Source organism: Aneurinibacillus danicus (genome assembly GCF_007991215.1).
Classification (GTDB): domain Bacteria; phylum Bacillota; class Bacilli; order Aneurinibacillales; family Aneurinibacillaceae; genus Aneurinibacillus; species Aneurinibacillus danicus.
In genome coordinates this window covers 1-11,615 of sequence record NZ_BJXX01000116.1, presented here as the reverse complement: position 1 = coordinate 11,615, position 11,615 = coordinate 1, and the positions used below count along the sequence as shown (strand labels likewise).

Sequence of the window (11,615 nt, the reverse complement as noted above, 5' to 3'; positions counted from 1 at the left end):
GTTTTAAAAAGATATAGTGTTAAAAATTGTAGATTGCTATGGAGATTCAATAAAATTTATTGGTTATAGAAAGGAGGTGTCCTGCTCCAAATTGTTATGATTCTCGGAGCAGGATTCTGCTTATGATTTCGTTTTTTAAAAAACTTCGTTCTTCTGGAGCGAAACAGCAGGAAGTCGAACAAGCCCCCGCAGCGGGTGAAGAACATGCCGAACCTGAGAAAACGGAAGAAGTCCGCCCGGTGATGGGGCTTTATTTTCCGAAAGAATTCGACAGCCAGTTCGCCCAGGAGGACCGGTATGTGATGCAGTTTTTCCTGAGCGAGCTGCCGGAAGTGGCGGAAGGGAAGCTTTCGATTGATGGATATAAAATCGGACAGGATATGACCGGGCTGTCGCTGCTTGCGGTGCTGCGTAATAATATGGATGCGGACATTGCGCTAACGCGCGTGCCGCTGGTGCTGCAGGATGCGGCGCAGAATACGATTGCGCGCAGCGTGTTCGATATGAGCGAGGCGGGCGTGGTGCCGGCGCACAGTGCGATGCCGTGGCGTTTCGTCTTTCCATACAGCGATTTCCTGGTGCCGCAGGCCGATCTGTCTTCCTGGTCGGTCGGCTTCCATATGGAGAACGGCGAGATTCAGACGCAGGTGTCGGAGGTTGATTTCGAACCGGCGGACCAGTTCTCGATGTCAGAGTATATTGAAGAGCGCGACCAGCAGGTGATTGATGAGATTAAACGCGCGATTGAGCAGACGGAGAACCAGGTGAATTTCATCGGAACGACAGTGAATTATACGGAAGACGGCAGTCTGGTGGCCGAGCTGTTCCTGCGCAACGGGCGCAGCGAGGAAGTGGCACTGGACAAGGCGATGGTGTTTACGTTACGTGATGCGGCGGGCGACGTGGTGGCGTCGCGGACGCTCGATATGTCGCAGGTGAAGCTGTCTCCAAAGTCTGTGACGCGCTGGACATTGACGTATGATAAAGATACGCAGCAGAAAGAGAATCCGGATCTGAGCGAGTGGCTGGTTGAGGTAGAAAAGAAGTAGGTTAATAGGTAGGAACTTGTGATTAAAGCGACGGGACGTTTTATACGTTCCGTCGTTTTTGTGTTTTTCTTATATTTTGTATTATAAAATATAAGAATATTTGAGTGATATGAGAAAAAGAGTGCTGGAGGAAGTTTGATGTCTAGTTTTAATAACAGTTTTTTACATAACCATTTGGTGATTAATTCAAATCTCTTGCGTTTGATTTCTGACATTTCTATTTATAAAGGAAAACAAAGCCTGTACGAACAGCAATCTCCTCAGGTTTTAAGAAAGTTACAGGAGGTTGCCACCATTCAAAGTACAGAGTCATCCAATCGGATTGAAGGCATTGTGATTAGGAATCAGCGGCTAAAAGAGATAATGGCAGAAAAAACAACACCACAAAATCGTTCTGAAAATGAGGTGGCCGCATACCGTTCCGTACTTTCTCTTATTCATAGTTCAGCATCCGATATTATGATTCGACCGAGTGTAATTCGACAACTGCATCAAATGCTATATTCTTTCTCGCCAGGAGAGGGAGGGAAGTGGAAATTTAATGACCATGAGATTACAGAAAAACATCCGGATGGAACGGTTCATGTTCGTTTTAAACCGACACCGGCTATCCTCACCGATGAAGCGATGAATAACCTGTGTAAGAATTTCTCCCTGGCCATGGAAGAAAAAAATCCGCATGAACTTATTATTATTGCTGCTTTTATTTTAGATTTTTTATGCATTCATCCGTTTCGTGACGGAAATGGAAGGATGGCTCGTCTGTTAACTCTCCTCTGCCTGTATCAAGCAGGATATAATGTAGGACGATTTATTTCTTTAGAGAAAATTATCGAAGAAACAAAGGATAGTTATTACGATACCTTATATAAATCTTCAATTGGCTGGCACGAAGGGCAGCATAACATCCTTCCGTGGCTGGAGTATTTTCTTGGTACAATTTTAAAGGCATATCGTGAGTTCGAAAGTCGCGTAGGAGTCATTGCAAGCACCAGAGGTCAGAAAACAGAGCGGGTAAGAGAAATGGTGATGAGCTTTATCGTTCCCTTCCAGGTGCGGGAAATTGAAGAGCGTTGCCCCGATATTAAGCGGCCAACCATTAATGCTGTTCTTAAGGCAATGAGTGATGAAGGGATTATTGAGCGGGTTGGGTTTGGACCCGGCACAAGATGGAAAGTAAAGTAGGTAGTATGGGTAGAGGATTGTGAAGTTATTTGTAAACAATTAGAAGTGTGAGCAATGAGTAATCCGGCATGCTGGAAGCGATGGAGAAAAGGCAGAGCCGGATGATGAACCGCTGACAGGCGAATTTTGCTATAATAGAAATGAAGAAAATGAACGCCAATAGTATGGTCGCGGACATTATAACATTGATTAGGAGGCGACAATATGGCTATCGAAAAAGAATTGCTGCATGAAATGATTGAAAAATTGAGTGACTCTGATAAAAAAACAGCTTTTGATTTTTTGCAGTATCTGCTTGAGCGCGCGAAAAAGAAAACAACTTCTTGGGATGAGAATGACATCCGTGATAACCAGCTTGAGACGCGGGCAGTCATTGATTCTATCCAGCATGAGGTGGCCGGGATAAAGAGAAAGATAACCGGCTTGCGGGAAAGTGCGGCTACTAAGCAAGATTTGCAGTTTTATGACATGAAAATTAGTGAACATGAGCGGGAGATTTTCAAAATCAAACAGCAATGAAAGAAACGGCAGAACTCTCAAGCAAGCTCTGCCGTTTTTTGTGAAAATCGTGGGGAAAGGGAAGAGGAAAGAAGATCCAGTGAAGAAAAAGGCCGTCACCTTTACCTCGATTTTCACTTTTCGAGGTTCTCAAGCCATGATTTTGCGACTTCAAGAGTGGAAGCATGGCTTGTAATGACGTTAGAAATAGGGACTTTTTTGTTGAAAATAAAAGGAACGTATTTTACTTCCGGACGTGAATAGAAATCTCCGTGATTCCCAAGTTGATCCTTTGTGCGGAAAGTCATGCCGTGGTCAGCTGTTAAGAGAATCAACGTGTTATCATACACTCCTTGTTCTCGCAATTGTGCAATAAGTCTGCCCAGGTATTCGTCTGTCCATATGATTCCTTCTCGATAGGCTTGTTCGCCGCACCAGTGGCCCAAAAATTCGAGCGTAGGGTCGTGAATAAAAGCAAAAATGCCGTCTGCCTCTGTTTTTAGAAGATGCTTTATCACGGTGAGACTGGTATTGTGCACCCATTGACTGAGATTTTTGAGCTGTACAAAAGGAGTCTGAGATATATCAGTTGGATAGCTGTGTTTTATCTGATCTTTAAGCTTTCTTAGATGAGGAAAATTCGGCTCGATTTTAAATTCGAGCGAATGATTCGTGAGCAGATTGGATTGATCTTTCCAAGATTCCCATAATAAGATGTCGAGTCGCTTCTGACGTGGAATATTAATTTGGGTCAACCATGCCGAATCGGAGCGGGGAAGAAGATTAAAGACAAATTTATTATGCTGAACGGCGAGCTTGAGCAAATGATCTTGAGAAGAGTCTTGCACTAAACGTTCAATTTGTAGAAAAGGTTCTTGCGTATGATCAAGAATAATATCTCGACCAAAGAACATGCGTGCAATACCCGTTTCCGTATGGGGAGGGCGAGCACCGAGACAATCGCTAATTTTTACCCCTTCACGAGTGAGAAAATCAAAGTTAACAGCAAGAACTCCTTCTATCGAAGCACTTTTTCTGTACTGATATAGATAGTCAGCTCCCAGGGCGTCTGCCATAATGATAATTACGTTTCTATGCCCCTGTTCTTCTATGATTTCAACAGCATCCGAAGTAAGGTTCGGCCTTCCCGGAGAAGGCCAACCGGATCCTGATCCTCCCATGCCATGCCCCCCTTTGCTTTTTCGCAAAATATCTATAAGTAATAAATTGTTTTGGTTATAATTGTACCATAAGAAGAAGGAAGTTTACGAAAAGAATGGAGTGTCAAAATGATTGTACGCTCAATTGCGGTATCTAATTTTAAATCTTTTTCCGAAGAGGTAAAGTTGCCTTTAAAAGGGCTGAACGTATTAACAGGCATTAACAGTACCGGTAAAACGACACTACTTCAGGCGTTGCTATTGCTTAAGCAAACATTTGAAGAGAAACATCCGCAATTAATGCTTGATGGACCGTATGTATCTCTGGGAAGCTTTAAAGAAATTGTATATAACTATGATATAGACAAGGAGATTACATTCACCTTAGAGATCTCATATGATTTACAAGAACAAAATTACAAACATTCTTTTATAAACCGGATTCATAAATTTGTGAATCGCATCACTTCTGAGCCTCGCCGTGTAGATTTATTGTTATCGTTTGGATTTAAAGAGATTCAAGATGAAATTTGTGTTAGTACATATAAGGTTACCTACAAAATTCACACGAAGAGTGGAAGATGTGTGAAGTCAAAGTTGAAAGTCAAACGGCTTAGCAGTGGAAAGTATGATATTACAATCGAAAATGAGCCTGAAGAAATCAAGAATGCAAATCGTTTTAGCGAAAAAAACTTTTCCAATTGCGAAGTAGAATTTAGTGGCCTATTCCCTATTGAATTTCATGGAATATTTCGAGGCTATACCGGTAATTATGGGCAAATTCCTTCCTTTTATTCCCATGCTGTGTCAGATCTTATCGCTTATGCTCTTCAACAGGTAAGTTATATAGGTCCTCTGCGCGGTGAACCTCAACGGCTCTATCAATATACTAACGTACCAAAACAAATGGACCGTTCCGGCCATTATGCGGCATACTTCTTTAATAAAGAAAAAAATAAACCCATTACATATTTTACTTCACCTACAGCAGAGCAGAAAGAAGGTACGTTAGCAGAGGCTGTAAACCATTGGCTTTCAGAGCAATTTAAAATAACGCAGGAAGCGAATACTGATCAACTGCATGAAAAAGTTCTTCATGTTTACTTAACCGCCGGAACAGAATCTGAGCTTCCTGTTAACCTGGCCGGAGTGGGATTTGGTATTGGCCAACTTCTTCCAATTATTGTTGAAGGACTTCGTTTGCCTCAGGGCTCTTTATTTATCATAGAGCAGCCTGAAGTGCATTTACATCCTTATGCGCAATCCGTACTGGGGGATTTCATGCTTTGTTTAGCAAGGAAAGGAGTCTCCGTCATTGTTGAAACGCATAGCGATCATATGATTCATCGGTTGCGGAGAAGAATCGTAGAGGATGCCCAGGGAAAAATGCAGGAGCAAATCGGGATGTTTTTTGTGGTGAATCCTGGCGGGAAAGGAGCAAAGTTACAGGAGCTTATCATTGACGAGTTGGGAATTATACAGAATTGGCCACCAGGCTTCTTCGACCAAAGCGAAAAAGAATTGAAGGAGTTGTTCAAAGCCCAGATGGAGAGGAGAAGAAGGGGATGATTTGCACTTTCGATCCGCGATTGTTATTCTGGTCGACGGAAGAATATGAGCAAGCTCAGTATAGACAACAGCTTATGGAAAGCTGCTTTTTACATATGGACTGGCTTCAGGAAATGGCGTGTTCTGAACTTGTTCTCGATAGGGAGGCAGAACGTTTATATTCCCGCTTTCCGTGGAACCGTCCGCTATATCCTGAGTTAAGCACGTTTACCCATCTTTTTTTCGAATTTATTACCAAGTTTCCCCGCATTCAATTGTCTTCTCGCCATTCGGTAGATGATATAACAATACAGCCGGATCTATGCGGAGAAGGCTTTGAAGAAGATAGAGAACCTTTCATGACAGCTTTACTATCATTGATAAAAAATGAGGATTCTTTTAAGTATCTTCTCACATACGAGCATGACAACTTTCGCGATAGGCGTTTTCTTGATGTAATTACCCCGAAGCACAGCTATGAGCTTTCCATTCTTGCCGATGAAGACGATTGGTGCGTAAGCTTTCTGGAGTTTGGCGAACGTGACACACCTGAACACTTCAGAAAGCTAATCCGTGGATATTACCTAAAGTATTACCAACAACATCCTCGCTACAGCGAACATGTATGGGAATATGTTATCACGGAAGAATTCACCAAAACTTTGGAAAAATGTCGACATCAAGAGGCGGTATTTCAGGATGTCATCGATTCGCTAACCGTTAAAATTTATAACATTCAAAGTGCAAGTAAAATTGATGAGAAGAAATTCGGTCGCCTATACGTGGGGGGACGGAGAGGCGACCGTATCGAGTACGAAGAGAAGGAAGAAACGATTTACTTTCTCAGATATTTAAGCTCCAGCGAGCATGATGATTATAAGATTCGGTAGTTGCGATGCATCCACTCCCATAAAGCTAAATCCCCTTCGTCAACAGGGACATTCGCTACGTGACAAATTCGCTTGAAGACGTCCTCGATTTCTTCGTAATTCCTGGAGGGAGAATAGGTCTGTGGAATAAAGCGGTAAAATGTCAGAAAGCGAAAGATATGTACATCGACAATAGCCAGTGAGGTAGCATATCCGGTATTACGGAGGAACCAACTGGCGCTTTTCATCCCCATTCCAGGGCATTCCATGATTTTAGCTCTTCGCGCTTTTTCCTCGGGTATTGCTCTTAAAATAGCAGGTAAATTCCTTTGGTTATCATGAAGGAGCCATTGTGCCGCTTTAAAAATCGTACGAGCCTTTGTTTTAGGGTAGCGGTACTTTCGAAACGTTCCCTGCCGGGTCCGGGGGGCGAATTGAGACATCATAAGCTCTCTTTCCAGTATGTTTATCATTTGATTTTCGAATGTTTGATAATACTTAAGCTGGAATAAGCCTTTCTGCTGTAAAATCTCGAAAGCGGATTGGTTAAGTTCGTACGGAATTCCATAGCCGCCAAGTAAGCAAAAAAACAGTTCATTATGCATTTGTTCCGGAGTCAACGATTTATTTTTTCTTTTGTTTGTATGTAGTGAATATGTAGTCCAAATAGATATAAGCTTTTTGATTCCTGTATTCATAAGTACACATCCTTTTGAAGGGAGGAAATTGCTGGTATGAAAATGGGCATTGTCTCAGAAACGGTGGAAGATGTCTTGCTTTATTCGTCAGGCCGTGCTGCGGTCAGAATAGGAGGAGGCAGTTTCACTGCCCAAGTCTCCGCTATGTATGGAAACGATACGTCTCTGCTGACCTGGATCGGGGAGGACCTGGCGCCAGCCATGACTTCTACTTTAGCGGAAAGCGGAGTGTGTGTACAGGGGATAATTAGTTCGTCTCGAACGACTAAATATATTATGAAGGCTCAGGCTAACGATAAGCGAGATACAAAAATATACATTCCTAAAGACCAAAAATATATGCTTGAGAAGATACCGGATGAATTTAAGCAAATGGATGTTCTTTTGCTCTATCCTTTACCGATGGACATCATAATAAGCATTGTGTCTGCTTGTAAACAGAGTGTTTCTGTTCTTGCTTTTGATCCCCAATCTACATATGAAGATATTTCAGAGATAGAGCCGCTGTTCCCCTATTTGTCGTATTTATTCCTAAATAAACAGGAGTTGCAAGGGCTGTGCGGTTATAAAGAGGTAGAGCATTGTCTTTCCAGGCTTCGCCAACTTTATAAGGGGAACGTTATGGTCAAGGATGGGGTAAATGGTTCGTTCATATATACCGATGAAGATGAATTGCTATATGCCTTGTCATATGAGGCTGTGCCCGTTTGTCCGATTGGAGCGGGTGATTGTTTTAATGTTGTCTATTTAAGCGAGCGGATGAGGGGAGCGGACATTCAGACAAGCTTGGATATGGCTTCTTATGTTTCGGCTAAGATAATTGAGCACGAGTTTCCGGATCCGTCTTTTTTGGAGAGAGAGAAAAATATTCAGGAGTGGAAGAGCGGGCAGCGAAAGAGAAATGCCAGACTCTCTCCACGGGTTTATCTGGCAGCGCCTTTCTTCTCCGACTTAGAATTGCGCTGGGTAGAGTTCATATGCGAACAGTTGGAACAGGAAGGGCTTCAGGTTTTCTCTCCTTCGAGAGATGCCGGCATTATTAATGAATATACAAGCAGGGAAGAGCGGAAAGAGATTTTCTTGCGGGATATCATCGAAATTGAGAATTGCGATATTGTAGTTGCCCTTACTGATAATGATGATCAGGGAACGCTCTGGGAAATCGGATACGCTTACGCGTTAGGGAAACCTGTATATTGTTTGCAGACGTCAATGATAAAAGCGGTAAATAATATGATTTCCCATTCGTCTGTCGTTGTTCGGAATGTGGAAGAACTAAAACGAGTGATTCGAAATAATTTAAGGGGAAGTGTATGGAAGTAAAATCAATGGTGCTGCTTTTTTCAGGCGGTGTTGATTCAACAACGTTGTTGGCGCTATGTCAAAAAAATCAGTATGATGTTTTTCCGTTATATATAAATTATGGTCAGAGAGCGCATCGACTAGAAGAAGAGGCTGTACAGAAGCTAGGTCAGCACTATGACGTACCCGTTAAGAGAGCGGTAGTGCCTATACCTGCGTTTTTAAATGGAAGTCAAATGATGAATAAGGAAGAAAAGCTTCCTGTTATTAAGGATGAAGGACAGGCATTTGCGGAAGAGTTCATCCCGCATCGCAATCTCTTCTTGCTTACACTGGCGGCGATGTATGCGCATTCTTTAGGGATATCAACAATTGGTTTAGGAATTTACAGCGGAAGTAGGTTAAGGTACAGCGATTGTACACTTGAATTTTTGCAGAAGGCACAGGAGATGATTACGATTTCAAGCGGCAATAGCGCCATTCGTATCTATGCTCCTTTCATTCATATGGATAAGGGGCAGATTACAAAGATAGCTGCGGATTTAGATGTTCCTGTTCATGCTACCGTATCTTGTAATATGGGAATTTATCGTTCCTGTGGTGTGTGTGCGTCTTGTATAGAGAGGCAACGGGTGCTTAATAATGTTTTTAAAGGGTGAGAGAACGAACGGCAGAGCCCTCAAGGGAGTTCTGCCGTTATTTTTTCCGCACCTTTCTTATTCACATGGTTTGCGTCCCGGAAATACGAATCATCCAGCGTCGGTGGGATAATCACGAATTCGCCATTATGCTGCTTCGCTACACTGTCAATGAATTGCCGATAAGCGGCCTGCTCGGCTGCATACTGTGTCTTCATCACATGCTCAAACGCCTGGGTACGGGGCAGTTGTAGCACCGTAATCTGTACTCCATGCTCTGAAAGCTCGCCCATCAAGCGTTTCAGCGCCTGTGTCTGGGCACCTTCAAGGCGGTACTCCGGCATCCAGCGCTTCGCCACTTCCGCTGCATAGTTCGGACCAAAATGCTTCGCATCCCGCCCCTCTACGGGAGGGAGTCCCCACTTATAAGCGTATTTATCGCGGGGCTGCTGCGGCAGCTTGCCTTCCCAGTACAATTTCCACATTTGGGTCCATACTTCGCGCAGTCCGTATGAATACAGCAGCCAGCCGAATGCCAGGTCCGCTTTCTCTTCGACATGCGGCACCTGCAGTCGTTCCCATAGCGTCGCATGGTAGCGGAACTTATTGTCCGCGTGATCGGTCGTGCTATTGAGCTGATGCTCATTGACTGAGATCATCACGCGCTGAAGATTAGGCATCTTGTCTTTGTGCCGCTCATACAGGTGCAGCATATCGACCGCTTTGCCGCCGCTGACGCTTAAGTTGAACACTTCATCCGGTTTCAGTCCGTAGCGGGCGGCCAGCAGCGGCGGGCGCAGCGCGTCCATGCTTTGAGAGTCACCCAGTACCAGCAATTTGATTTTCTCTGTGTCCTGTGCCTCAAGGCGTTTCTCTACATCAGTAATCTGGCCGATAAAGCTGACCGGGCTTATGCCGTACAGCGCCGGGTTACGGAAGAGGAACGCTTCACACAGCACGACGAACAGCAGTGCCCAGATGAACCCTCTCATCCACCAGGACGGTTTGCGGCGCCGACGCAGCGATCTGGTTTGTTCACTAGAATTGGAAGTAGATAAAGTCATGTTTTTCACCTTTAATCATCGCTATCACTACAAATACGAGCAGAGCGTACACCAATCCGCGGGCAGGCGCCGGAACCCGGCGGTGCCACCAGGAAGCGATGCTTGTCTCATGGCGGCGCACCACATACTCCAGCAGGTGCACGGCATACAAAATCATCACAAGCCACAGATACGACGCCTGGGAAGCCACCTGCTGCGCAAAGTTGGCCCAGCCTGCCGGATCAAACATCGCACCGATATAATCAAACGCATCCTGCACACCCTCTGCCCGGAAAAACACCCACGTAATTGTGGTAAGCTGGAAAAAGATAAACACCGCAACCGCGTGATAGACCCAAGAAATGATGCGGGAGACCGCAGCACGCGGAGAAGGCAGGCGGTCCAGTAGCTTTTTCAGCCCGTCTGCATACCATTTATGAACGACAAGCATGAGGCCGTGCAGGAATCCCCAGATGACAAACGTCCACATCGCGCCATGCCACAGTCCGGAGATCAGCATGGCCGTAAGCAGGTTCACGTCTTTGCGAATGCGCCCTTTGCGTGAGCCGCCCAGCGGAATATAGATGTAGTCGCGAATCCAGCTGGACAGCGTAATGTGCCAGCGCCGCCAGAATTCAGTCGCGTTGGCGCTGATGTACGGACTGAGGAAGTTCATCGGCAGGCGGTAACCGAACAGGTAGCCGAGCCCGACCGCCATGTCGCTGTAGGCGGAGAAATCGGCGTAAATCTGGAACCCGAACAGGTACGCGCCGGTCCATGCTTCCGCCATCGTCAAATCGGCCGGGCTTTTGAAATAGTCATTAACGATGGGTGCGACCTGATCGGCGATAAGAATTTTTTTAGCCAGCCCCCATAAAATGAGATAGACACCGTATTTAAAGTGCGTCGGCGTCAATGTCAGATTAGGTGTCTGTTCCACCTGGGGCATAAATTCGTGTCCGCGCATAATCGGCCCGGCCAGCTGGTGCGGGAAGAAGGCAATAAACACCCAGAAGCGCAGATAGGAATTCGTCGGCTGGATGCGTTCCTTATAGACGTCCACCAGGTACGCGATAAGCTGGAAGGTATAGAACGAGATTCCGATCGGCAGCACGATAGTAGACCAGAAGCCGTCCCTGGCAACCAGCGTTAGACCGGTAACCGTCTCAAGGTTCTCGATAATAAACATCGAATACTTAAAGAACGCAAGGTTGGCGACGTTCATGATGATTCCAAGCGTCAGCCAGAAACGGCTGCGTCCGCGCGGAATCTGGCGCGCAATCAGGTAAGATATAAACGAGACGCCAAGAAACAGTCCGAGAAACCCCCAGCTCGCCGCCGCATAGAACAGGCAGTTGGCGACACCGAGCAGGACGAGCCGGGCATTGCGAAACAAATAATACAGCACAAACGTAATGATAAGCAGAAAAAAGAATTCAGCCGTATGAAATAACATAGAACGTCCATCCTTATGTACGAAACTGAAAAACGAGACACAGGCGGCGCGTCTCGTTCCTTATGCAAAATATCTTTTTTATTTTACCATAAAACAGGCGAAGATGACGAAGCAGAAAACAACCATGGCGTCTCAGCCACAATCCCGACATGAAAATGATGGGGAAGAT

The 11,615-nt window shown here is 45.0% G+C and carries 11 protein-coding genes; 7 read left to right on the top strand and 4 right to left on the bottom strand.

The window, feature by feature from the left end:
* Positions 1 to 122: 122 nt before the first annotated feature.
* The 3 genes from ADA01nite_RS12605 to ADA01nite_RS12595 all read left to right on the top strand — a co-directional run bounded on the left by ADA01nite_RS12605 (position 123) and on the right by ADA01nite_RS12595 (position 2,753).
* Entirely contained in the window at positions 123 to 1,049 is a 927-nt protein-coding gene (locus ADA01nite_RS12605) for an SLAP domain-containing protein (RefSeq protein WP_146810377.1), read from the top strand.
* Positions 1,050 to 1,187: 138 nt separating this feature from the next.
* Positions 1,188 to 2,234 carry a Fic family protein gene (locus tag ADA01nite_RS12600; protein ID WP_146810375.1) on the top strand — a complete coding sequence of 349 codons (1,047 nt, stop codon included), beginning with the start codon at positions 1,188 to 1,190 and terminating at the stop codon, positions 2,232 to 2,234.
* A 204-nt stretch (positions 2,235 to 2,438) separates the two neighbouring features.
* Entirely contained in the window at positions 2,439 to 2,753 is a 315-nt protein-coding gene (locus ADA01nite_RS12595) for a hypothetical protein (RefSeq protein ID WP_146810373.1), read from the top strand.
* A 113-nt stretch (positions 2,754 to 2,866) separates the two neighbouring features.
* Here the strand turns inward: ADA01nite_RS12595 and ADA01nite_RS12590 are convergent, their stop codons facing one another.
* Positions 2,867 to 3,913 (bottom strand): sulfatase-like hydrolase/transferase, encoded by a 1,047-nt coding sequence (locus ADA01nite_RS12590; protein ID WP_218029561.1) that lies wholly within the window; start codon positions 3,911 to 3,913, stop codon positions 2,867 to 2,869.
* Between the two features lie 108 nt (positions 3,914 to 4,021).
* On the opposite strand from ADA01nite_RS12590, the gene ADA01nite_RS12585 reads away from it, so the two are divergent.
* Complete coding sequence (locus ADA01nite_RS12585) at positions 4,022 to 5,461, top strand: AAA family ATPase (RefSeq protein WP_146810372.1); 1,440 nt, start codon at positions 4,022 to 4,024, stop codon at positions 5,459 to 5,461.
* Positions 5,458 to 6,330, top strand: coding sequence for a hypothetical protein (locus tag ADA01nite_RS12580; protein ID WP_146810370.1), 873 nt, complete (start codon positions 5,458 to 5,460; stop codon positions 6,328 to 6,330). The genes ADA01nite_RS12585 and ADA01nite_RS12580 overlap by 4 nt, the downstream gene beginning before the upstream one ends.
* On the opposite strand, the gene ADA01nite_RS12575 is transcribed toward ADA01nite_RS12580, so the two are convergent.
* Positions 6,315 to 7,007: an 8-oxoguanine DNA glycosylase gene (locus tag ADA01nite_RS12575; protein WP_146810368.1), complete on the bottom strand. Its 693-nt coding sequence runs from the start codon at positions 7,005 to 7,007 to the stop codon at positions 6,315 to 6,317. The genes ADA01nite_RS12580 and ADA01nite_RS12575 overlap by 16 nt on opposite strands.
* A 36-nt stretch (positions 7,008 to 7,043) precedes the next feature.
* Between ADA01nite_RS12575 and ADA01nite_RS12570 the strand changes: the two genes are divergently transcribed.
* Positions 7,044 to 8,330 (top strand): PfkB family carbohydrate kinase, encoded by a 1,287-nt coding sequence (locus tag ADA01nite_RS12570; RefSeq protein WP_146810366.1) that lies wholly within the window; start codon positions 7,044 to 7,046, stop codon positions 8,328 to 8,330.
* On the top strand, positions 8,321 to 8,968 hold the full coding sequence (locus ADA01nite_RS12565) for a 7-cyano-7-deazaguanine synthase (RefSeq protein WP_146810363.1): 648 nt from the start codon (positions 8,321 to 8,323) through the stop codon (positions 8,966 to 8,968). Before ADA01nite_RS12570 ends, ADA01nite_RS12565 begins: the two co-directional genes overlap by 10 nt.
* Before the next feature lie 20 nt (positions 8,969 to 8,988).
* Here the strand turns inward: ADA01nite_RS12565 and ADA01nite_RS12560 are convergent, their stop codons facing one another.
* Complete coding sequence (locus ADA01nite_RS12560) at positions 8,989 to 10,011, bottom strand: hypothetical protein (RefSeq protein WP_146810361.1); 1,023 nt, start codon at positions 10,009 to 10,011, stop codon at positions 8,989 to 8,991.
* On the bottom strand, positions 9,986 to 11,446 hold the full coding sequence (locus ADA01nite_RS12555) for an MBOAT family O-acyltransferase (RefSeq protein WP_146810359.1): 1,461 nt from the start codon (positions 11,444 to 11,446) through the stop codon (positions 9,986 to 9,988). Before ADA01nite_RS12555 ends, ADA01nite_RS12560 begins: the two co-directional genes overlap by 26 nt.
* Positions 11,447 to 11,615: the final 169 nt, after the last annotated feature.

What these genes read in the sequence shown, in the direction of transcription:
- ADA01nite_RS12595 (WP_146810373.1), top strand. Translation starts at nt 2,439, where the DNA reads ATGGCTATCGAAAAAGAATTGCTGCATGAAATGATTGAAAAATTGAGT.
- ADA01nite_RS12555 (WP_146810359.1), bottom strand. Translation starts at nt 11,446, where the DNA reads ATGTTATTTCATACGGCTGAATTCTTTTTTCTGCTTATCATTACGTTT.
- ADA01nite_RS12585 (WP_146810372.1), top strand. Translation starts at nt 4,022, where the DNA reads ATGATTGTACGCTCAATTGCGGTATCTAATTTTAAATCTTTTTCCGAA.
- ADA01nite_RS12560 (WP_146810361.1), bottom strand. Translation starts at nt 10,011, where the DNA reads ATGACTTTATCTACTTCCAATTCTAGTGAACAAACCAGATCGCTGCGT.
- ADA01nite_RS12590 (WP_218029561.1), bottom strand. Translation starts at nt 3,913, where the DNA reads ATGGGAGGATCAGGATCCGGTTGGCCTTCTCCGGGAAGGCCGAACCTT.
- ADA01nite_RS12570 (WP_146810366.1), top strand. Translation starts at nt 7,044, where the DNA reads ATGAAAATGGGCATTGTCTCAGAAACGGTGGAAGATGTCTTGCTTTAT.
- ADA01nite_RS12605 (WP_146810377.1), top strand. Translation starts at nt 123, where the DNA reads ATGATTTCGTTTTTTAAAAAACTTCGTTCTTCTGGAGCGAAACAGCAG.
- ADA01nite_RS12600 (WP_146810375.1), top strand. Translation starts at nt 1,188, where the DNA reads ATGTCTAGTTTTAATAACAGTTTTTTACATAACCATTTGGTGATTAAT.
- ADA01nite_RS12580 (WP_146810370.1), top strand. Translation starts at nt 5,458, where the DNA reads ATGATTTGCACTTTCGATCCGCGATTGTTATTCTGGTCGACGGAAGAA.
- ADA01nite_RS12575 (WP_146810368.1), bottom strand. Translation starts at nt 7,007, where the DNA reads ATGAATACAGGAATCAAAAAGCTTATATCTATTTGGACTACATATTCA.
- ADA01nite_RS12565 (WP_146810363.1), top strand. Translation starts at nt 8,321, where the DNA reads ATGGAAGTAAAATCAATGGTGCTGCTTTTTTCAGGCGGTGTTGATTCA.